Source organism: Streptomyces sp. NPDC000134, assembly GCF_042899225.1.
In the GTDB taxonomy this organism is placed as follows: Bacteria; Actinomycetota; Actinomycetes; order Streptomycetales; family Streptomycetaceae; genus Streptomyces.
Genome location: NZ_JBIAZN010000007.1, coordinates 105,255 through 125,494, shown reverse-complemented (window position 1 = coordinate 125,494; position 20,240 = coordinate 105,255). Strand labels below are relative to the sequence as shown.

Annotated in this window: 13 protein-coding genes; 3 read left to right on the top strand and 10 right to left on the bottom strand. The window is 72.7% G+C overall.

All coding sequences use genetic code 11. The annotated features are described in order from the left end of the window. Nucleotides 1–34 precede the first annotated feature (34 nt). The 5 genes from amiA to ACFY32_RS12710 all read right to left on the bottom strand — a co-directional run bounded on the left by amiA (nt 35) and on the right by ACFY32_RS12710 (nt 4,164). Nucleotides 35–148, bottom strand: coding sequence for a streptamidine family RiPP (gene amiA, locus ACFY32_RS12730; protein WP_240661371.1), 114 nt, complete (start codon nt 146–148; stop codon nt 35–37). Between the two features lie 75 nt (nt 149–223). Continuing rightward, on the bottom strand, nt 224–1,048 hold the full coding sequence (locus tag ACFY32_RS12725) for an ABC transporter ATP-binding protein (protein ID WP_390674128.1): 825 nt from the start codon (nt 1,046–1,048) through the stop codon (nt 224–226). Nucleotides 1,049–1,067: 19 nt separating this feature from the next. Then, entirely contained in the window at nt 1,068–2,075 is a 1,008-nt protein-coding gene (locus tag ACFY32_RS12720; protein WP_390674127.1) for a FecCD family ABC transporter permease, read from the bottom strand. Further along, nucleotides 2,072–3,106 (bottom strand): FecCD family ABC transporter permease, encoded by a 1,035-nt coding sequence (locus ACFY32_RS12715; protein WP_390674255.1) that lies wholly within the window; start codon nt 3,104–3,106, stop codon nt 2,072–2,074. Before ACFY32_RS12715 ends, ACFY32_RS12720 begins: the two co-directional genes overlap by 4 nt. 83 nt (nt 3,107–3,189) lie before the next feature. Then, nucleotides 3,190–4,164, bottom strand: coding sequence for an ABC transporter substrate-binding protein (locus ACFY32_RS12710; protein WP_390674126.1), 975 nt, complete (start codon nt 4,162–4,164; stop codon nt 3,190–3,192). 105 nt (nt 4,165–4,269) lie between these two features. On the opposite strand from ACFY32_RS12710, the gene ACFY32_RS12705 reads away from it, so the two are divergent. Further along, on the top strand, nt 4,270–5,475 hold the full coding sequence (locus ACFY32_RS12705; RefSeq protein WP_390674125.1) for a hypothetical protein: 1,206 nt from the start codon (nt 4,270–4,272) through the stop codon (nt 5,473–5,475). 63 nt (nt 5,476–5,538) lie between these two features. On the opposite strand, the gene ACFY32_RS12700 is transcribed toward ACFY32_RS12705, so the two are convergent. Further along, nucleotides 5,539–6,474, bottom strand: a complete 936-nt coding sequence (locus ACFY32_RS12700; protein ID WP_390674124.1) for a LysR family transcriptional regulator — start codon at nt 6,472–6,474, stop codon at nt 5,539–5,541. A 110-nt stretch (nt 6,475–6,584) separates the two neighbouring features. On the opposite strand from ACFY32_RS12700, the gene ACFY32_RS12695 reads away from it, so the two are divergent. Next, entirely contained in the window at nt 6,585–7,430 is an 846-nt protein-coding gene (locus ACFY32_RS12695; protein WP_390674123.1) for an oxidoreductase, read from the top strand. Between the two features lie 90 nt (nt 7,431–7,520). Here ACFY32_RS12695 and ACFY32_RS12690 read toward each other — a convergent pair whose 3' ends face one another. From ACFY32_RS12690 to ACFY32_RS12675, 4 genes are all read right to left on the bottom strand, one after another. Further along, nucleotides 7,521–8,501: a TIGR03557 family F420-dependent LLM class oxidoreductase gene (locus ACFY32_RS12690; RefSeq protein WP_390674122.1), complete on the bottom strand. Its 981-nt coding sequence runs from the start codon at nt 8,499–8,501 to the stop codon at nt 7,521–7,523. A gap of 87 nt (nt 8,502–8,588) precedes the next feature. Beyond that, a complete protein-coding gene (locus tag ACFY32_RS12685) occupies nt 8,589–9,167 on the bottom strand; it encodes a hypothetical protein (protein ID WP_390674121.1) in 579 nt (192 codons plus the stop codon). A gap of 176 nt (nt 9,168–9,343) precedes the next feature. Next, complete coding sequence (locus tag ACFY32_RS12680) at nt 9,344–9,808, bottom strand: Imm10 family immunity protein (RefSeq protein WP_390674120.1); 465 nt, start codon at nt 9,806–9,808, stop codon at nt 9,344–9,346. Then, entirely contained in the window at nt 9,781–16,722 is a 6,942-nt protein-coding gene (locus tag ACFY32_RS12675; RefSeq protein WP_390674119.1) for a polymorphic toxin-type HINT domain-containing protein, read from the bottom strand. The genes ACFY32_RS12680 and ACFY32_RS12675 overlap by 28 nt, the downstream gene beginning before the upstream one ends. 236 nt (nt 16,723–16,958) lie before the next feature. Here ACFY32_RS12675 and ACFY32_RS12670 point away from each other — a divergent pair, with 236 nt between their 5' ends. Beyond that, a complete protein-coding gene (locus ACFY32_RS12670) occupies nt 16,959–20,096 on the top strand; it encodes an FG-GAP repeat domain-containing protein (RefSeq protein ID WP_390674118.1) in 3,138 nt (1,045 codons plus the stop codon). Nucleotides 20,097–20,240: the final 144 nt, after the last annotated feature.

Genomic DNA, 20,240 nt, shown 5'->3' with positions numbered 1-20,240 from the left:
CGGGCGGGCCCACGGTCAGGGGTTCGGCTCGCGCCTACTCCTCGGTGTCGTCGAAGGGGTTCTCGACGAGGGCGTTGGAGTGGGAAGCGGAGTCGTGGGCGAGCTGACCGGGGTCGGCGATGGGCGCGAAGACCTGTTCGTTGTCCATGAACTCTCCTTGTGGATCAGGGAAGTCGCGGCGTCCGGTTGAGCACCGCGAACAGCACTCTAATGAATCTGATTTTCATATTCTAGTACTCAGGGGCACCGAGTGATCGGGAAGAGGGTGATCCGGGTAACACACCGGCCATCCCCCCTCGGGGTCCCGGCCCACCCGGCCGGCCACCCGCAGCACATCGGCGAGCAGCCCCGGAGTGACGACCTCCTCCGGCGTCCCGTCGGCCACCACCCGGCCCTCGCGCAGCGCGACGATCCGTTCGGCGAACCGGGCGGCGTGGCCCAGGTCGTGCAGCACCATCACCACCGTCAGGCCGCGTTCCGCGCGCAACCGGACCACCGTCCGCAGCACGTCGAGCTGATGGTGCAGATCCAGATACGTGGTCGGCTCGTCCAGCAGCAGCACCCGGGTGTCCTGGGCGAGCGCCATCGCCAGGCGCACCCGCTGCCGTTCGCCCCCGGAGAGGGCGTCGACGTCCCGGTCGGCCCACCGCTCCACCCCGACGTCGCGCAGCGCCCGGCGTACGACGGGATCGTCGCCCTCGCGCAGCATGCCGAGCGGGCCCCGGGCCGCGTACCGCCCCTGGCGCACCAGGTGACGTACCGTCATGCCCGGTACGGCGGGGGCGGACTGGTGCAGCAGCGCCACCCGCCGGGCCGTGGCACGCCGGGAGAGCCCGGCGAGGTCCTCCCCGCCGAGCAGGACGCGGCCCCGGTCCGGCCGCAGCAGCCCGGCGGCGAGCCGCAGCAGGGTCGACTTGCCGCAGCCGTTCAGGCCGGTGAGCGCGGTCAGTTCGCCCGGCCGGACCGTCAGGTCGACGCCTTGCAGCACGGGTCGGCCGGGGTAGCCGAAGTGGACGCCCTCGACATGGATTCCCGTGGGTTCGGTCATGTTCTGTCCTTTGTCGACATCAGAAGGTCCGGCCCGGCGCGCGGCGCACGACGACCAGCAGCAGCGCGGCCCCGAGGCAGGCGGTGAGCGCCCCGACCGGCAGGACCAGCCGGCCGGAGTCCAGCACGAGCGCCAGCAGTCGCGAGGACGCCTGCGCCGCCGCGTCCGCCCCGCCCACCACGACCGCGCCCACCAGGGCCGCGCCGGGCAGGGTCACCCGCAGGTCGGCGCCGAAGACGGCCACGGCGAGGTGCGGGGCGAGCAGCCCGACGAACCCCAGGGCGCCGACGGCGGCCACCGCGCCCGCCGTCAGCGCCACCGCGCACAGCAGGGCGAGGCCGCGGGCCCGCCGGACGGACAGCCCCGAGGCGAGGGCGGTGTCGTCGCCGCAGCGCAGCAGGGTCAGCGGCCCGGCCAGCAGCCAGGCGGTGGTGCCCCAGGCCAGTGCCCACGGCCACAGCAGATGCCAGTGCTGCCACACCCGGCCCTCGGTGGTGCCGATCAACCACTGGACGACGCTGCCGAGTTCGCCGGGCGCCACCAGCAGCACCATGGCGGTGAACCCGCCGAGCACCGCCGACACCAGCACTCCGTGCACCGCGGTCCGCGCCGGGTCGCCGCCGCCGCGCCCGGCGAGCAGCCAGAGCAGCGATGCCCCGGTGCAGCCGCCCGCGCACGCGGCGACGACCACGGCCAGGGGCGAGTCCCACCCGGCCAGTCCGAGGCCCGTCGCGACGACCGCCCCGAGCACCGCGCCCGGTGTCACGCCCGTGACCTCGGGCCCGGCGAGGGGGTTGCGCAGTGCCGACTGCAGGACGAGTCCGGCCACCGCGAGACACGCTCCCGCACCGAGGGACACCAGCAGCCGGGGCACCCGGAGCTGGAGCAGGATGTGCCGCTCCGTCGCGTCACCGCCCCCGGCCAGCACGTCCCACACGGCCCCCGGGGTCATGCCGCGCCCGGCCACGAGTTCCCCCGCGGCGCAGAGGACGGCCAGGGCCGCGAACAGGACGAAACGGCGGCTCATCGGGCTCCTCCCGGGTCCTCGGAGCCGGGGGCCGGTGTCGCGTACGGGAGGGCGGCGGGCCCGGCCGGCGGGTCCTCGCGCCCGCCTGCCGGTCTCCGCCGTCCCGACCGCAGCAGGGCGACTCCCGCCGGTACGCCGAGCAGCGCCGTCCAGGCGCCGGCCGGGGTCTCCACGGGGGCCAGGGCCAGCCGGGCCGGTACGTCGGCGACGGCCACGACGGCGGCGCCCCAGGCCGCCGACCAGGGCAGCCAGCGCACGGCACCCGCCGTCGGGGCGAACCGCCGGGCCAGGTGCGGCGCGAGGAACCCGACCCAGGCCACCGGCCCGCACACCGCCGTCACCGGCGCGATCAGCACGACGGCGATGGCCAGGGCCGCCAGCCGGGCCCGCTGGGCGCGCACCCCCAGCGCCCGCGCGTCCTCGTCGCCCAGTCTCAGCACCGACAGCACCGGCGCGCACAGGACGAGCGCGGGAACCGACAGCAGCAGCCACGGCCACAGCCCGGTGACGTCGTCCCAGGTGCGGGCGGAGAGGGAGCCGAGGAGATAGCGGTAGATGAGCTGGAGGTCGAGCTGGTCGGCCATGACCATGAGCACCAGCAGCACGGCCTGGAGCGCGGCGGCGACCGCGGCGCCGGTCAGCAGGACGGCGGACGGACCCCGGCCCAGCCCGGCGGCGAGCAGCGTGAGCCCGCCGCCGAGCACGGCCCCGCCGATGGCCGTCAGGGGCTGCGCGACGGCGGGCAGCGACAGGGACAGGACGAGCGGCGCGGCCACCCCGAGCGCGGCCCCCGAGGACACTCCCAGCATCTCCGGTACGGCCAGCGGGTTGCGCAGCGCCTCCTGGAGCACCAGCCCCGCCGCGCCCAGACAGGTGCCGGCGACCAGCGCCAGCAGCAGCCGGGGGACGCGCAGTTCGCCGACGACGATCCCGGCGAGGGTGGCGTCCCCGTCCAGCAGCGCACCGGGCAGCAGGTGCGGCGGTACGTAGGGGGTGCCGAGGCTCAGGGCACAGACGGACGACGCGGTCAACAGCACGGCCAACAGGACGAATTGGCCGGTTACGGCGTGCCGTCGTGCGGACGGCTCGGCGTCCGCGTCCGGCTCGGGCGATCTCATCGCAGCGCGGCCGTGGCCTCGTCGAGGACGATGCCCAGGGAGCGGGTGCCGCGGCCCTTGGCCCAGACCTCGGAGTCGACCTCGTGGACGTCACCCTCGCGCACCGCGGGGATCTTGCCCCACAGGGGGTTCTCGGCCAGCTTCTCCGAGAGGGTGCCGTCGGTGCCGCCGAAGCTCATCGTCTCGACGAACAGCACGTCGACGTCGGCGGCGAGGATCTCCTCCAGGCTGTAACTGCCCTCCACGCCACGGGACTTCCAGGGGTAGTCGGCGAGCTTGGGGAACAGGCTGGCGGTCACGTCGGTCTCCGGGGTGGCGACGCCGAAGTTCTCGTCGCTGCCGTAGATGACGAGGGCGGTCCTGTCGCTCGGGGACTTCTCGGCCGCGGCGAGCTTGACACGGAAGGCCCGCTCCGCCCGCTCGCCCTCGGCGGTACGGCCGGTGAGCGCGGCGACGTCGCGCAGGTAACCCACGCTGTCCTGCCAGGACTCTGGCTGCATCGGCCAGAACGTGGTGGCGTCCTCGAGCGCCGGGGCGAGCTTGCCGTGCGTGTCGCCCAGGCCGATCACGAGGTCGGGCTTGTGGGCGAGGATCGCCTCGACCTCGGGGGCGATGAACCCGCCGGGTATGACGTCGACGGCCTTCGCCTTCTTCGCTCCCAGGAAGCCGGGGTGGGCGAGCAGCGCGCTGTTGGTGGCGGTGGGGACGACACCCAGTTCGGTGAGGATGTCGTCGCAGAGGGCGAAGAGGCAGACGATGCGCTCGGGGCGCTTGCCGAGGGAGACCTCGACGCCGCCGGTGTCGGTCAGCCGGGTGGTCGCCTCGATGGGTTCGACCGTGACCTCGGTCCGCGGGCCGGGGGCGCCGTCCGCGCTCGCGGGTTCGGTGGCGGTGCCGCAGTTGGCCAGGAGCGGGGTCAGTAGCACCGCGGCGATCCAGCCTCGGACGCATCGTGACGGTGAGCGCAGCATCGAAGCCCTCGCTTCTTCTCGGGGAGCCGGAACGCCACGAAGATACATGATAATCATTTTCATGAGATCGCTCCGAGCCCCTGCCGCGTCGTCCCTGGAGGCCCCATGACCATCCCCGCCCCGCCCGCCGTGCTGTTCGTCTCCGACCACCGGGCGGGGACCGTCCAGGTGCTGACCGTGCCGGACGGGGTGCGCGTCGGGTGTCTCACGGGTCGTCATCTCTCCGAGCACGCCGGGTTCCTGGCGTTGCCGGGCGGGCGGGTGGCCTGCGTGGACGACCGCAGGGGCGAGCTGCTGGTGCTCGATCCCTACGGCGAGCACCTGGTGGAGACCGCGGTCCCGGTGGCCGGCCCGGCCGAGCACCTGGCCTGCGACCCGGCCGGCCGCCGACTGGCCGTCACCACCGGTCTGGGCGCGAACGGCGCACCCTGGTCGGACCTGTTGACGGTCGTCGACCGGGAGACGGGCGAGGCGGCGAGGGTCCGTACCCGCGTGGGCGAACCGGGTGTGACGGTCCTGGGCGGCGGCGATCCGCTGGTCGTCCTGCGGCACCGGGAGCCCGGCGCGCTGGCCGTGCACCGCTTCGCCGGCCTGCTCACGGCCCCGCCCGGCTGCCCCCGGGCCGAGCCCCACGGCCGGCTGCCGCTGCCGGACGACGGGCACGGGGACGCTCAGGACCCCGACGCCGGGCGGGTGTTCGCGGCCACCGGAGAGGGGGTGCACCGGGCCCGCCGGGAAGGTGACACGCTCGTCGAAGAGGCGGTGATCCCGTGGGGATCGTCCGCGCGGGGCTGGTACCTGCGTCTCGACACCCGGCGCCGGGCCCTGTGGTCCACGCTGCGCGGCGGTCCCGGGGACCCGTCGCGGTGGCCGGAGTGGACCAACGAGGCGTGGTGCCACGACCTCGGCTCGGGCCGCACGGTACGGACGGAACTCGGTCCCGGTCTGGTGTTCCGCCTGGCCCTCGCCCGGCAGCACACCGCCTTCACCCGCATCCACCCCGAGGGCGACGAACTGGTCCTGCTGGACGCCGGTCACACCGCCCGCCGCGTCCCCCTGCCCGCCATGGCCGGCGCCCCCCGGCGCGGCGGCACCCCCTGGGAGGGCGTCCAGCGCCGGGCGGTGGCCGCCTCACCGGGCTCGGACTGGGTCGCCGTCACCCGGGGCGGCCACGGCGAGGTCCACCTCGTGCACGCGGCGACGGGCGACGAGGCACCCCCCGTACACCTGGGGACGCCCCTCGATCACGGCGGTCACGCGGTCCTGCGCACCCGGGACGACGGCGCCGAGGGCGATCCCGTGGGCCGGTGAGGCGGCACGTCCGGAAGGGCGCGAAGAGGGACGCCCCGGCCACCTCGGCGGCCTCACGGACGGTCACCCGGGCCCGGGAGACCGCTCGGCCGTCGCGCCCGCCATCGTGCGGGCCGCGTCGAGATAGGCGAGGACGAGTGGCCGCCGGTCGTCGTGGCGGGCGGCCACGGCGAGCCGGGCCGGGGAGATGCCGCGGACCGGCAGGGCGAGCACGTCGTCACGGACGACCAGCGGGGCGTTGCCGGTGGCCAGCAGGGCCACTCCCTGGCCGTTGGCCACGGCCTCGTGGGTCTCCTCGGCGCTGGTGACCACGGCGCCGACGCGCGGCGGGCGGCCGTCCCGGGCGTCCAGGGCCAGCCAGTGGTCCCGCAGTGGGCCCGCCTCCGGGGGCAGGGCGAGGAAGGGCTCGTCCATGAGGTCGGTGAAGTCGACCTTCCCCTCGGGGTCGGCCGCGGCCCGCTCGGCCAGGGGGTGGCCGGCCGGCAGCGCCACCAGGCGCGGCTCGCGGGCCACCACCACGTACCGGTAGCGGTCGGCGTCGGGCAGCGGCAGCCAGACGAGGGCCACGTCGCTGGACCCGTCCGCCAGCCCTGTGGTGGGATCGGCCCAGTTGACCTGGCGCAGCACGGGCCGTGCGTCCGGGTGCCGGGAAGTGAGGCGGGTGCGCAGGGCGGGGAGCAGCCCGCGCCCCGGGCTGGTGGACATGCCGACCGTCAGGACGCCCTGCCCGGCCGTCCTGGCCGCCCGCACCGCGGCGCGGGCCCGGTCCCAGGCGGCCAGCACCTCGCGGGCGTACGGGAGGAGGGCTTCACCGGTGCGGGTCAGCCGCACGGTGCGCCGGTCCCTTGCGAACAGCTCCGCGTCCAACTGCTTCTCCAGCATGCGTATCTGCTTGCTCAGCGCCGGCTGGGAGACGAACAGGTGCTCGGCGGCCCGTGTGAAGCTCAACTCGTCAGCGACCGCCACGAAGTAGCGCAGGTCGCGCCCGTGGACATCCATAACGCATGGCTATCACAACGGGTCTTGGACGCCGTCGCGGTACGGGGCGAAGGATGGGACCTGGCCGGCGGGGAAAGCCCCGGGCGGCCGTCGACGAGGGAGACGCGGAGATGAGCGAGCAGGCCAAGGTGTGGCTGGTCACCGGTGCGAGCAGCGGATTCGGACGGGCCATCGCGGAGGCGGCCGTCGCCGCCGGTGACACGGTGATCGGCACGGCCCGGCGGCCGGAGGCGCTGGCGGATCTGGTCGCCGCGCACCCGGACCGGGTGGAGGCGGTCCGTCTCGACGTCACCGACGGCGAGCTGATCGACGCGGTGGCGGCCGATGTCCTGTCCCGTTACGGCCGCGTCGACGTGCTGGTGAACAACGCCGGCCGCACCCAGGTGGGCGCGTTCGAGGAGACCACCGACCAGGAGCTGCGCGACCTGTTCGAGCTGCACGTGTTCGGTCCGGCCCGGCTGACCCGGGCGCTGCTGCCCCAGATGCGGGAACGGGGCAGCGGCTCGGTCGTGAACATCAGCAGCTTCGGCGGGCAGCTCTCCTTCGCCGGGTTCTCCGCCTACAGCGCGACCAAGGCGGCGCTGGAACAGTTGTCGGAGGGTCTGGCCGACGAGGTGGCGCCGTTCGGCGTCAAGGTGCTGATCGTGGAACCCGGCGCCTTCCGCACCAACCTGTTCGGCGCGAACGCGGCCTACTTCTCCCAGGAGATGCCGGCGTACGCGCGGACGGTGGGCGCGACCCGCCGCTCGGTGCGGGGCGGCGACGGCGGCCAGCCCGGTGACCCGGCCAAGGCCGCGGCCGCGATCCGGCTGGCCCTGGACGCCGAGAAGACACCGCTCCGTCTCGCTCTGGGCGGTGACGCGGTGGACTTCCTGACCGCGCACCTGGACTCGGTGCGCGCCGAGCTCACCGAGTGGGAGAAGGTCTCCCGGTCGACGGACTTCGACGAGCGGTGACCACCATGGCCCGCCCCGGGCAGTCGTACGGGGAGGCACCGCGGCCTCCCCGCACCACCGGCGACGGCGGGGGTGCGGGGGCACTGCTTCCTAGGCGGCGGAGTCCGACGGACGCAACCCGCGCAGCGGCTCGGCGAGTTCGCGCTGGTAGAAGTCGATGAATCCGTCGGGGTCGGGGCCCGCGTTCTGCATGACCAGCCGGTCGAAGCCGGCGTCGGCGTACCGCTGGGCGGCCGCCAGATAGCGGTCCGGGTCGGGGCCGCAGGCGAACTTGCCGAGGACGTCCTCCAGGCGCACCGTGGTGGTGGCGGCCTCGAAGTTGGCGGGGTTGGGCAGTTCGCTCATCACCTTCCACCCCGTCAGCGCCCACCGGGAGGTGCGCAGGACCTCCTCGGCGGCGGAGCGCTCGTCCTGGGCCCAGGCCATCGGCACCTCGGCGTAGCCGGGTCCGGAGCCGCCGGCGTCCCGGTAGTGCCGGACGATCGACGCCTTGTCCTCGGTGGCGAACAGGCCGTCCCCGAGTTCGGCGGCGACCGCCGCCGACTTGGGGCCGCTGGCCGCCACCGCGATGAGGGGGAGCCGCTCGGGCAGGTCGAAGACCCGGGCGTCCGCCAGCTTCAGGTGCTTGCCCTCGTAGGAGTGGTAACCGCCGCTCCACAGCAGGCGGATGATCTCCAGGGCCTCGCGCAGCAGTTCGTGCCGGCCGCGGACGGTCTCGGGGAAGCCGGGTCCGACGACGTGCTCGTTGAGGCGTTCGCCGGAGCCGACGCCGAGGACGAAACGGCCGCCGGAGACCAGGGCGAGGGTCGCCGCGGCCTGCGCGATGATCGCGGGGTGGTAGCGGACGGTCGGACAGGTCACGCCGGTCACCAGGCCGATGCGTTCGGTCCTGGCCGCGATGGCGCCCAGCACGGTCCAGGTGAAGGAGGAGTGTCCCTGGACGTCCAGCCAGGGGTGGAAGTGGTCGCTCATCTCGACGAAGTCGAAGCCGGCCGCCTCGGCGCGGACCGCCTGCCGGACGAGTTCTTCCGGACCGAAGGCCTCGGAGGCCAGTTTGTACCCGATTTCCATGGTCCGACCCTGGCACCCGGCGCGGCCGGACCCGGGCAGACAGCACCGTGCCGCTCCCCCGCCGCCATCCGAACGGCGGGCGCGCGGTCACCGCCGGCGCGGGTTGCGGCTCGGCGGGAACGGGCCGAACAGGCCGTCGTACTCCCCGGTGTCGTCGAGGAAGAGGTCGGCGGGGCCGGTGTCGCGCACGGTCGCGTGCAGGCGCTCCACCAGGGCCGGCACGGGGTCGACGGCCAGTCCGAGCGCCTCGGCGGCGCGGGCCTGGGCGGACGGCAGTGCCGGGTCGTCGGCGAGCAGGTCGCGCCGGAGGAAGGAGGCGGCGGTGCGCATGGCATCCAGGTCGCCGTTGTCCGAGAATTTCAGGCAGTCCCGCCAGTACGGCAGGCCGATCAGGAGGACCAGCGCTTCGGAGAGATCCGGGGCGATAATGCCCGCCTCGCCTTCGCTGCTGGCATACCACACGGGACGTTCGGGTTCATCGCCGCTCACATAGAATGCGCCGCCCGTGGAATCCCCGGCAATCACTTCGAGAGATGCTCCGGACGCAAGCCGCGGGGCGTCCGTGTACGCGGTGCGCCGGATGTCGAATTCAAAGGGATGCGCGAGCAGTTCGGCGAGGTTCTCGTCCTCGCGTATACGTCGCAGCAATTCAGCGGACCGGGACATGCGGCAACGGTAGCAGCCTTCGGATTCCGGCGTTGCCGTCACCGGGGACCCCGTACTGGATCTGCCCGGCTAAGGGCCCCCTCCGCGCTCCTGCGCGGAGGGGGCCCTCTGCCGGGCGACGGCTGCTCGGCCTCCCGTGCGGCATGACCTGACGGGAGGTCCTCGATCAGCGTCTCCTACTCGTCGGCGGCGGGTTCCGGCCCGCCCAGCCCGACCAGCTCCGGCCGCTTCTCGCGAGAACCCCAGTCGAGGATCTCGCGAAGGTTCCGAGACAGGTTCTCCTCGTCGACCCGGGCTTCGCTCAGGTCCACCTCGACGGGCGTCGAGATCTCAAGAGCCTCCGCGTCCTCGGCGGTGAATTCCAGCGTGAGAACCAGATCGGACAGCCGCACGCTTCGAAGGCAACCGTAGACGGTGAAGCCCCGCTCCGTGGAGACGTTGTAGGAATCCATGCCGGACTGGATTTCCTGCTCATCAGGTTCATACGTGGATCGCTGAATTGAGAACGATCGCGGGACGCCGGCCTCATCCACTCCGGCGAAGCCCACCTCCAGGGCCTCTTCGTCCTCGTAATCCTCGAAGAACCCGACCTCTGCGGCGGTCAATCTCATCATTAGCGTCTCCTCCTTCCAGCTATCCATGACCCGGCTCCCTTGACGCCGGACCATTCGTACGTGACCGACACTCCCAACTCCCTGACCATACGGTTCATCGCACCCTTGCAGCGCGAACAGGGGGGGAGTTGGCCTTGCATCCTCACTATATCGCCGGCGCTCAACGGGAACTTTCCGGCGAAGGGGTCGTTCGGGAGCGAAACCTTCGGCCCCGTGGAGGCGCCCGCCATACGCGAGAATCGATGCTCCGTGTGCGTGAAAGCCGAGTTATTGGGATACCCGAGCGCAGCCTCTTCGGGTGTCATATCCCCGCTCTCCAGCGAGAGGTTCCTCGTACTTCCGTCCGGCGAGGTCACAGAGATACCGCACATGTGACCGTTGCCACCGGTGTTGTGCACCAGGACCGGCGTGGCTCCCGCCAGCACGTAGTACGTGTGGACGTCGGTGACCGTGAGGTTGTGGACCGTCGCCTCGGGCGCCGTCCACGCCTCGACCGTGGTGATCTGGACCCAGGTGCCCGAGGACGTCTGGACCCACTGGCCGGGCTTCAGGTCACCCGCGTCGACCCACTCCCGCAGCGTCGGCACCCAGAACGGGTGGCCGGCCGTGGCGGTGACCGTGGTGGTCGTGGCCTTGGCGGCGGAGGAGCCGTCATGGACCGTGAGGGTGATGCGGACCAGGTCCTTGCGGCCCTTGCCGACGATGGTCGCCGCGGCCGTCTGGACGGAGGTCTTCCCCGTCCTCGGGTCGGTGGCCACCACCTTGTCGCCGGCCCTGACCTTCTCGATCGGCTTGGTGGAGCCGTCGGCCATCAGCACCAGCGTTCCGGGCCGGAAGCTGTTGACCTCGCAGGTCTGGGCCTGGACCTGGTTGTGCACCTCCTCCTTGGCGCTCTCCTTGGCCTCCTCCCGGACCTCCTTGGCGACCTTCTTCACCGCCCGCTGCACCTGCCGGGGCTTGGGCCGCGGCCTCGGCTGGGAACGGGGCTTGGCCCGCGGCTTGGGACGGGCCGCCGCCTTCCGGGCCGCCGCCCTGCGCGCCGCCGCCTTCTTCGCCGCGGCGCGCGCCGCGCGGGCCCGCGCCTGGGCCGCCGCCCTGCGCGCCGCCGCGCGCTTGGCCGCCGCACGGGCCGCCGCCCGCTTGGCCGCCGCGCGGCGGGCCGCCGCCGCCTTCCGGGCCGCCTCCCGGCGGGCCTTGGCCGCGGCACGCTTGGCGGCCTCGATCGCGCGCTTGCGCGCCAGGGCCGCGGCACGCCGGGCCGCCGCCTGCGCCGCCTTGCGGGCCGCGATCATCGCCGCGCGGCGGGCCGCCGCGCGGATCGCCGCCTGGATGGCGATCCGGGCCGCGATCCCGATCAGCACGGGGAAGAACTCGCCCGACGGGTCGGAGAAGGTGGCCGGCGCGTTGTTGCTGTAGGCGTACGGGTTCATCGTGGCCGGCTGGCCGTAGTCGACCATCGGGTCGACCTGGAGGAACCGGCCGGTGGCCGGGTCGTAGTCGCGGGCGCCCAGCCTGGTCAGGCCGGTGTCCTCGTCGACGGTGCCGCCGACGAAGCCCCGGTGTCCGGGCCAGGACGTGGGCTGCTGCCCGCGGGCATCGCCGAACGGCGTCGACTTGCGCCGGGTGACCCGCATCGCCGTGTCCGCCATGTCCACGACCGTGTGCGAGGTGCCGTGGTGGTCGGCCAGCATGAGCTGCCGGACACCGCCGGTCGCGCGGACCGCCGTGGAGCCGTCCGGGAGCGGATAGAAGCGTTCCGCCTTCGCGCTGGTGTTGGCCGCGTTGACGGTCAGCTCGGCCTCGGCGAGGTAGAGCGTGCGGCTGCCGTCCGCGCCGGTGCGGATGAGGCGGTCGCCGTCCGCGCCGTAGAGGTACGACGTGGTCTTCGTGCCGCCGCCCTCGACCGGCTCGGTCACCTTGCGCAACTGGCCCTCGACGTCGTATTCGAGCGTCTGGTCGGTGCCGCCGTGCTGGCGCCCGGTGGTGTTGCCGGCCTTGTCGTAGCCGAAGGTGGCGACGGACTCGCCGTGCGGGCCGGTCGACCTGACCTCGGCCAGCGCGTTGGGCCCGCCGACGCCCTGCTTGCCGTAGACGTACTCGCGGGTGACGTCCTTGGCGGTGTCGCCGGTGGGGTCGTGCTCGACGAGCCCGGTGCGGTTGCCCGCCTCGTCGTACCGGAAGGACTGCCAGTACGCCTCCGGACCGCCGACGGTGTCCTTCGACGGGGCCGCCGCGCAGGTGTCCGCCGTCTTCGACGTCCAGGCCGAGGTCATCTGCCGGAGCTGGTCGTAGACGAAGCACTGCGTGTCGGTCGCGCCGGAGCCCTCGGCCGCGTCACCGGGCACGTCGGTGATCTTGGTGACGTTGCCGGCCTCGTCGTACCCGTACCGCGTCTCGCTGATGCGGCCCGGGGTGAGCGAGCGGTCGAAGGTGGCCGTCTGCAAGCGCCTGGTGAACTCGTCGTAGACGTAGGTGCCGTACACCTGCCGGCCGGCCGGGCCCGCGTCGGTGCGCAGGATCTCGCCGAACGCCGAGTACTGCGCGTTGGCCAGATACGTGGACGCGCCGCCGATGAAGACCGGCAGGTCGTCGGAGTTGTACCGGAACACGACGCGCTCGGTGACCAGGCCGCCCACGCCCGGCACGGAGGCCCAGGCCAGGTTGCCGGTCGGAGTGTAGGCGTACTCGTACTCGTAGGAGCCGGCCAGGCCGGTCTCCTCCTGCGGGATCACCGTCCGGGTCTTCTTCACCCGGTAGGCGTCGTCGTAGGCGACGACCTCCTCGCGGTACTCGCGGCCGTTGTCGTAGCGGATCTGCGCGGTCGGCAGTCCCTTGGCGAGGGAGTCGTACGTCCATTCCACGCGCTTGGGCCCGGTGGCGCTGCCCTCGCGCAGGGTGGTCGGCCGGCCGCCCGCGTCGTAGGTGGTGAACAGGGACCGCTTGAACGGGTCGATGGTCTCGACCACGTTGTCCGCGTTGTCGTACCGCAGTTCGGTACGGCCGCCGTCGGGGTCCGTGACCGCGGTCTGGCGACCGCGCTTGTCGTACTCGAAGGTGGTGACGGCACCGCCGGGCGCGGTCACCTTGCGCAGGTTGTCGAAGTCGTCGTACTCGTAGAGGGTGTCCCGCCACTTGGTCCGGGCCTCGTCGGTGTACTCGCGCAGCTTCTCCACCCGGCCCTCGGCGTCCTCGAAGGTCGCCGTGACCGTGTCGCCCTTCGGCGGGATCGTCGTGGAGACGTCCCCGTCGCGCTCGGTGGTGGTGCGCAGCTTCTCCGTGCCGCGGTAGTAGGTGACCTCGGCGGTGGGCTGGCCCAGGCCGTCGAAGGTCACGCGGTTCTGCGACGGGACGTCCTGGTCGCCGACCTGGAGGAGCTTCGGCTCGGGATCGGCGGCGTTGTAGTAGCCGTCGTTCTCCTTCCAGACCCGTCCGGCGCTGTCGTAGAAGGTGTCGTTGACGATCCGGCCCGCGCCGACCGCCTTGTCCTGGGTCTGCCGCTCGCGCAGCAGGCCGTCGAGGATCTCGTACGACACGGCGTACTCGCCGTTGTCCTTCAGCGTCCGCGAGGTGACGACCGTGGGGCCGTCGCGGCGGACGGTGTAGTCGTAGGTGGCCGTGGGGGTCTGGGTCTTGGGGTCGCGGTCGATCTCCCAGACCTTCAGGAGCCGGCCCAGCGGGTCGTACTCCATGGTGGCCGTCCTGCCGTTGGCGTCCGTCTCGGTCAGCGGCAGGCCGCGGACCTCGTCGAACACCGTGGTCTCCGTGTGCCCCAGGGGGTCGGTGGAGATCTGCTCGACCGGGCGGGCCACGGTCTCGGGCTCGTACCGAATCCACGTTCTGCGGTTGTCCGCGTCCCAGGTCGCGGTCTCCCGGCCGTGGATGTCGTACTCGGTGCGGTCGATGGTGATGTACCCGTCGCCGGTGCCGTTCAGTTCCTGCACCTCGGTGGGCAGGCCCTTGACGGGGGCCGCGCCGAAGGCCAGGTCGTCGTAGAGCGTGCGGGTGTCCTCCACGACCTCGCCGCCGGTGCTGCCGCAGGCGCCGAGCACGGTCCTCTCCCGTGACTCCAGCTCGATCAGGTACGCGCCGGTGTTGCGGGCGTAACTGACCGTGGAGCAGCGCACCTTGCCGCCGGGGCTGGTCTCCTCGACCTGGTACGGCAGTCCGTAGCTGTCGTACTTGGTGGTCTCGGTGGAGGTGCGCCAGGTGTCGCCCTTGACGCGTTCGCGGGTGCGGACGGTCTCCGGGCGGGTCATCCACGCCTCCAGGGGCGTGGTGCCGGCCCGGGTGCGGGTGGCCGTCCGCACCGCCCACGGGGTGGTGACGGTGGCGGAGTCGACCGGCCCGCCGTCGGAGGCGTAGCCGATCTGCTCCAGCATCTGGCCCTGGTACTGCGGCAGGTCCTGGTACTCGCCGCCGTCGCTGGTGGTGACGGTGGAGGTCCGGGTGCCGGAGGGCAGTCTGTCGCCGTGCAGGCCGCGGAAGTAGCGGTGCTCGGTGAGCTGCTTGACGTCGCTGCCGCCGCCGATGCGGGTGCGGACCCGTTCGTAGCCGCGGTACTGCGACCAGGTGCGGTGCTTGTTCTCGGTGAACTCGCTGTCGTCGTACGCCCAGCCGGCGCCGCCGAGGAACTCGTAGGAGGTCACCTTGGCGGGGCTGTCGGTGACCAGGTCCTCCTCGGTGACCTCGGTGACGAGGTACTTGTGGAACCAGTCCTTCACCGGGTTCAGGGCGCCCTTGGGCGTCCAGTACTGCGGGAAGCAGCGCATGGTGTTGGACTCGGGGGAGGCCGGCATCCGCTTCGGTTCCAGGACGCGGCAGTCGCGGTCGGAGTACTTCACCCCGATCCGGCCGCCGGTCTCGGTGTCGATGGCGTGGACCCGGTACCGGCTGAACGGCGGCAGGCCCTCGACGCCGTCGACCCGGTTGTCCATCTGGAGGCCGGCGAAGGTGACCTTCGGCATGGACGCGGTGGAGCCGGCGCCGTGCCCGGTGCGGGTGACGGACTCCAGCCACAGGGCGGGCGAGGTGCCGTCACCGGTGTCCGGGAAGGACTGCTCCAGGGTCCAGGAGTCGACCGGCTTCAGCGCGGTGCCGGCCAGCACACTGGTGGAGATCTTGGTCAGCCGCTTGGTCGACCAGAACGTCGGGGAGTACTTGTCGGTGCACTTGGCGCCGGCGGCGCACTCCTGGTCCAGCGGGGTGTCCGGCCAGTACTTGGCGTTGGCCGTGGTCCGCTTGGCCTCCGCGCAGTCGAACGCGGAGGTGGCGACGCACCGTTCGGCCAGGGTGAAGGCGACCCGGCCGGCCGGCAGGACGCCGAACAGCTTGTCGGAGCGCAGGCCGTAGTCGATGCGGGACAGTTGCGCGTTGCGGTCGTAGGCCGCCTGCTGGTCGGCCTTCATGTTCTGGCCGTAGTGGTTGGTCCACTTGGTCCACCACAGGGTCATGGCGTCGCCGAGCGGGTCGACGACGTAGTCCAGGTTCCAGCGGTAGACCTGCTTGCAGTCGGAGTCCAGGAACGCGGTGGCGTGGCACGGCTCGTCGGGGTGGTTACCGAACACCGGCACGGTGAGCGCCGAGTTGGTGACCGTGCCGTCCGGGGCGCCGGGCAGCTTGTTCAGACCGAAGTGGTACTGGGTGCCGTCGGTGGTGGTCAGGACCCAGTACTCACCGTCCTTGGAACCATTGGCGGCACCGGTCTTGCGCTGGAGGCGGGAGCCGTCGTCGTCGGCGGGGCGCCACTCGTCGGTGCCGTCCTTCTTGACGAGTTCGGTGGTGTTGCCGCCCAGCGACATCACCACGTGGTCGGAGCCCCAGCACAGGTCTCCGCTGTCGCCGGTGTTGTTGGGCTTCTTGCCGTCGACCTCGCCCTTGTCGTCCGAGCAGGAGCGGTAGCGCCGCTCGATGAAGCCGGGCTCGTAGTCCCAGCCCTCGGCGATCCAGGAGGACTGCGCGTTGGTGGAGGCGGTCCGGCCGTCCACGGCCTGCGAGGAGTAGGAGAGTTCGACCTCGGGCTGCGGGCCGCCGGGGACCTCGGGCGCCTCGATCGGGTACGTCCAGGCGAAGCCGCCGGAGGACGACCCGGCCATCCAGGAGCCGGACGGGGACAGGGAGGTCGCCTCATGGCTGCCGCCGGGTCCGGAGGCGGCGGCGGTCGCGGCGAACACGGTGGGCGCCGACGCCAGGTCGGCGGTCGCGGTGACGGTCCGCGCGGCCGGGTCGTTGGCGCCGGGCAGCGCGGTGCGGGTGCGGCACTTCTCCAGGTGCGGGGTGGTCAGCGCGCAGGCCGGGAGGCGGTAGAGGCGGAGCCGGGAGCCCCAGTCGCCGCCGTAGGTGTCCTTGACGGAGGCGTAGTCCAGCTCCAGCTCGACCGCGCCGGAGGCGGCGGGGGCCAGGCCCGTACCGGCCGGCGCGGCGGTGAACAGCACGCCGTTCACCCCGGCCCTGCGGGCGGCGGCCTGGTCCTCGACCCGGACCTGGACGGCGGTGCCGGGTGCGGCGGCGGCCCGCTTCGGGGCCGTGCCCCGGGTGCGGACGCCCTTGCCGGTGCCGCTCTCACCGGTGCCGCCCGGGGCCTGACGGACCCTCACCATGCGGTCCCGCACGGCGGTGGGGGCGGGCGTGCCGGTGGCCGCCGGGGTCCGCTTGGGCAGCTTGCCGCGGCGGTCGGTGACGAGGGTGGTGAAGGTGTCGGCGGTGACCTTTCCGGTCGTCGGCCGGAAGGCGCCCTCGGCGTCGTCCCGCGCCTTGGGGCGTTTCTTCTCGAAGTCCCTTCCCGGGACGGACTTTTCGCGTTGCACGCCCCCGGTGCGGGAGCTGCCGTCGGCGGCACTGGCGTCGTCGGGTATCAGTCCGACGAAGAGAATGAGTCCCACGAGAAGGGACACGGATCTGTGCCAGTGCGCGAGCCAGCGCAACTGTCTTATCAGTTGGTCCACTGAAGGACCTCCCCCTTACTCACTCTGTGTGATCGAGTGGTGAACGGTCAGACAGTAGGCCGTGAAGATCACCCTGGCAAGCAAAGCGGAGGCAATGCGATCATCCCCACTTCGCCCATGGGTGAGTAAAGAACTGCCCTGTGAACGTGTACTGTTCGGCGCTGCGGCCCGCGTGAATGGGCTCGCGGCGGACTCCGGGGGAGTTCGCACGGCAACGACTCCGGGGGGATTCGCCCATGCCAGTAACATCCCGAAGACAGCACCCGGCCGGGCGCTGGAGCCGCGCCGCGCTCGTCGCGGTGCTCGCCGGCGGGACGCTCGGACTGACACCGCTGACCTCGCTGGCGCCCGGCCCGGCCGCCGCGGCGGACTCCGCCCCCACGGCGTCCGCGAGCGCCGAGGAACGCGCGCTGGAACGGGCCGCCGAGACCGGTGAGCCGGTGGAGGTGGTGTCCGCCCGCTCCGAGACCAGCGAGACCCATGCCCTGCCCAACGGCAACCTGCGCACCACCCAGCACACGCTGCCGGTGCGGGTGAAGCGCGAGGGTGCCTGGCTGCCCGTCGACACCACCCTCACCGAGCGGGCGGGCCGGGTCCGGCCCGCGGCCGCACCCGGTGACGTCACCTTCTCCGCGGGCGGGGACACCGAGTTGGTGACCCTCGCCGACCGGGGCGGTGAACTGGCCCTCACCTGGCCCGAGGCACTGCCCGAGCCGGTGCTGGAGGGCTCCACCGCCACCTACCGCGAGGTCTTCCCCGGGGTGGACCTGGCGGTCCGGGCCGGCGTGGACGGCTTCAGCCAGGCCCTGATCGTCAAGACGCCCGAGGCCGCGGACCGTCCGGAGCTGGCCGAGGTCGGCTTCGGCCTGCGCACCCGGGGACTGACGGTGCGCGAGGACGCCACGACCGGCACCTTGCAGGCGGTGAACGCGGCCGGCCAGACGGTGTTCGCGTCCTCCACGGCCCGGATGTGGGACTCCTCCGGCGAGGCGGAGCAGGCCCCGGCGCCGGTGTCGAAGACGGCACGCACGACGGCCGCCGCCGCGCCGCAGGCCCCGGCGGCCGAGCCGGAGCCGTCCCCGCTGACCCCCGGCACCAAGAGCAGTGAGGTCGGCGTCGAGATCGCCGACGGCAAGATCCTGCTCACCCCGGACCAGGAACTGCTCGACGCCCCGGACACCGAGTTCCCCGTCTACATCGACCCGCGGATGACCGGCACCCGCGAGGCGTGGACGATCGCCTACAAGCCGCACCCGACCAGCAGTTACTGGAACGGCACCGGGTGGGGCGGCGGCACCACCAGCGAGGCCCGGGTCGGCTACGAGTCGTCGACCGGTGGCACCGCCCGTTCCTTCTTCCGGGTCGGCTCGAAGTTCCTGGCCGGCGTGAAGGTGGTCGACGCTCAGTTCCAGATCACCGAGACCCACTCGTGGTCCTGCACTCCGAAGCCGGTGGAGCTGTGGCTGACCGGCGGCATCTCCGCCAAGACCACGTGGAGCGCGCAGCCCTCCTGGTCGGCCCGGCAGGACAGCCGTGACTACGCGCACGGCAACGAGACCTACGGCTGCCCGAACAAGGCGGTCGACTTCACCGCCAAGGACGCGGCGGTCAAGGCGGCGGCCGGCAAGTGGGCCAACGTCACCTTCGGTCTGCGGGCTCCGGCGAGCGCGGAGGAGAACAAGGACGAATACAGTTGGAAGAAGTTCAGCCCGGACGCCAAGCTGATCGTCGAGTTCAACCGGCCGCCGAAGGCGCCCTGGGCGCTGGACACCATTCCGAGCACCAAGGTGGGCGCCACCGAGTGCGGCCAGGGCTCGACGTACGTGACGGTCGGCAACACCGATGTGACGCTGACCGCGCAGGTGTGGGACCCGGACGGCGGTTCGGTCAACGTGCAGTTCCACCTGTGGGCCACCGGCAAGCACGATGTGGCGCCCGGCATCATCTTCGACAAGCGGGTGAAGGTCACCGTCAGATCCGACGACTCCAAGGGCGCGCAGGCCCGTATCCAGGTGCCCAAGACCCTGCTGGCCCAGCACCTCGGCGCCAGTAACGGGCAGTTCTCCTGGAAGGCGCAGGCCGAGGACGTCTCCGACGCGTCGTTCGCCTCCGACTGGACGCCGACGCTGGGCGCCGCGGGCTGCCGCTTCGGCTTCGACCCGAACGCCCCGACCGTGATGCCCACCGTCACCTCGCAGGACGGCCTGTTCCCGGAGACCTCCGCCGACATGCAGCCGGTGGAGGGCGCGCCGGCCCGTACCGAGGGCGTGTTCGCGTTCGGCGCCAACGGCGTGTCCGACACCGCCAAGTACCTGTACGACCTGGACCGGACCCCGCCGAGCAAGGAGGCCAAGCCGGCCGCCAAGGGCGGCAGCGCCACCGCCGCCGTCACCCCGCTCACCCCGGGCCCGCACACCCTGTACGTGCGCATGGTCGACGCCGGCGGCAACTCCGGCCCGGTCTACCCGTACCGGTTCTACGTCAGGAGCCCGGGGGTCGCGGACAAGCCGAGCGACGTCAACGGCGACGGCACCCCGGACTTCTTCGCCGTCGACGGGAGCAACAACCTGCGGCTGTACGGCGGCACGGGCGGCGGACAGGTCGCCACCATGCTCCCGCTGTCCTCCAACGGGGGCTGGGGCGGCGCGCTGCTGACCCACCGCGGCGACTGGACCAGCGACTTCTACGAGGACCTGGTGGCCCGCCGCTCCGACGGCAAGCTGTGGCTCTACCCGAACAACGGGCTGGGCGAGTTCACCGAGGACACCAAGCAGGAGGTGTACTTCTTCCCGGACCCGGAGACCGATACGGCGATCGACCCGGCGACGATCAAGCAGATCGTCTCCGTCGGTGACATCACCCCGGACAACGAGTCGTCCAACCCCGACTTCGTGGCGGTCATCGGCGACCAGTTGTGGTTCCTGCCGGGGTACGCCTACGGCACGCTCGACGCCGGGTACCTGATCGGCAACTCGGGCTGGTCGGTCATGCAGCTCGCCTCCCCCGGCGACGTGGACGGCGACGGCTTCACCGACCTGATCGCCCGCAACACCTCCACCGGCGACCTGTGGGTGTACCACGGCAAGTCCCGGGGTGACGCGGACGGCGACGGGGTGCCCGACGGCGGCACCGACCCGGCCTCGCTGGGCGCGGGCTCCAGCCGCACGGCGTTCGGCAGTGGCTGGACCACCACCGCCCGCCCGGCGTTCACCGCCTCCGGTGACAGTGACGGCGACGGGGTCCCGGACCTGTGGTCGACGACGGCGAACACCACGGCGGGCCTGGAGTTCGTGCCGGGCCGGCGCACCGGCCCGGTCGGTCCGCCGACGGTGGCCGGCACGGGCGGCTGGCAGGCGATCAAGCTGATCTCCTGACCCGTCTCCCCTGCCGGGGAAGCGGGGGGGGGGCCCCCCCCCCCCCCCCCTGCCCCCCCCCCCCGGGGGGCCCGCGGGGGGGGGGGGCCGGGCCGGGGTGGTTCAGCACCCCGGGGGGGTGGGGGCCCCCCACCCCCCGCGCCC

Bases quoted from the DNA above. Each gene is read 5' to 3' on its own strand.
- ACFY32_RS12690 (WP_390674122.1), bottom strand. From the start codon at position 8,501: ATGGAAATCGGGTACAAACTGGCCTCCGAGGCCTTCGGTCCGGAAGAA.
- amiA (WP_240661371.1), bottom strand. From the start codon at position 148: ATGGACAACGAACAGGTCTTCGCGCCCATCGCCGACCCCGGTCAGCTC.
- ACFY32_RS12695 (WP_390674123.1), top strand. From the start codon at position 6,585: ATGAGCGAGCAGGCCAAGGTGTGGCTGGTCACCGGTGCGAGCAGCGGA.
- ACFY32_RS12720 (WP_390674127.1), bottom strand. From the start codon at position 2,075: ATGAGCCGCCGTTTCGTCCTGTTCGCGGCCCTGGCCGTCCTCTGCGCC.
- ACFY32_RS12680 (WP_390674120.1), bottom strand. From the start codon at position 9,808: ATGGATAGCTGGAAGGAGGAGACGCTAATGATGAGATTGACCGCCGCA.
- ACFY32_RS12700 (WP_390674124.1), bottom strand. From the start codon at position 6,474: ATGGATGTCCACGGGCGCGACCTGCGCTACTTCGTGGCGGTCGCTGAC.
- ACFY32_RS12710 (WP_390674126.1), bottom strand. From the start codon at position 4,164: ATGCTGCGCTCACCGTCACGATGCGTCCGAGGCTGGATCGCCGCGGTG.
- ACFY32_RS12685 (WP_390674121.1), bottom strand. From the start codon at position 9,167: ATGTCCCGGTCCGCTGAATTGCTGCGACGTATACGCGAGGACGAGAAC.
- ACFY32_RS12705 (WP_390674125.1), top strand. From the start codon at position 4,270: ATGACCATCCCCGCCCCGCCCGCCGTGCTGTTCGTCTCCGACCACCGG.
- ACFY32_RS12670 (WP_390674118.1), top strand. From the start codon at position 16,959: ATGCCAGTAACATCCCGAAGACAGCACCCGGCCGGGCGCTGGAGCCGC.
- ACFY32_RS12725 (WP_390674128.1), bottom strand. From the start codon at position 1,048: ATGACCGAACCCACGGGAATCCATGTCGAGGGCGTCCACTTCGGCTAC.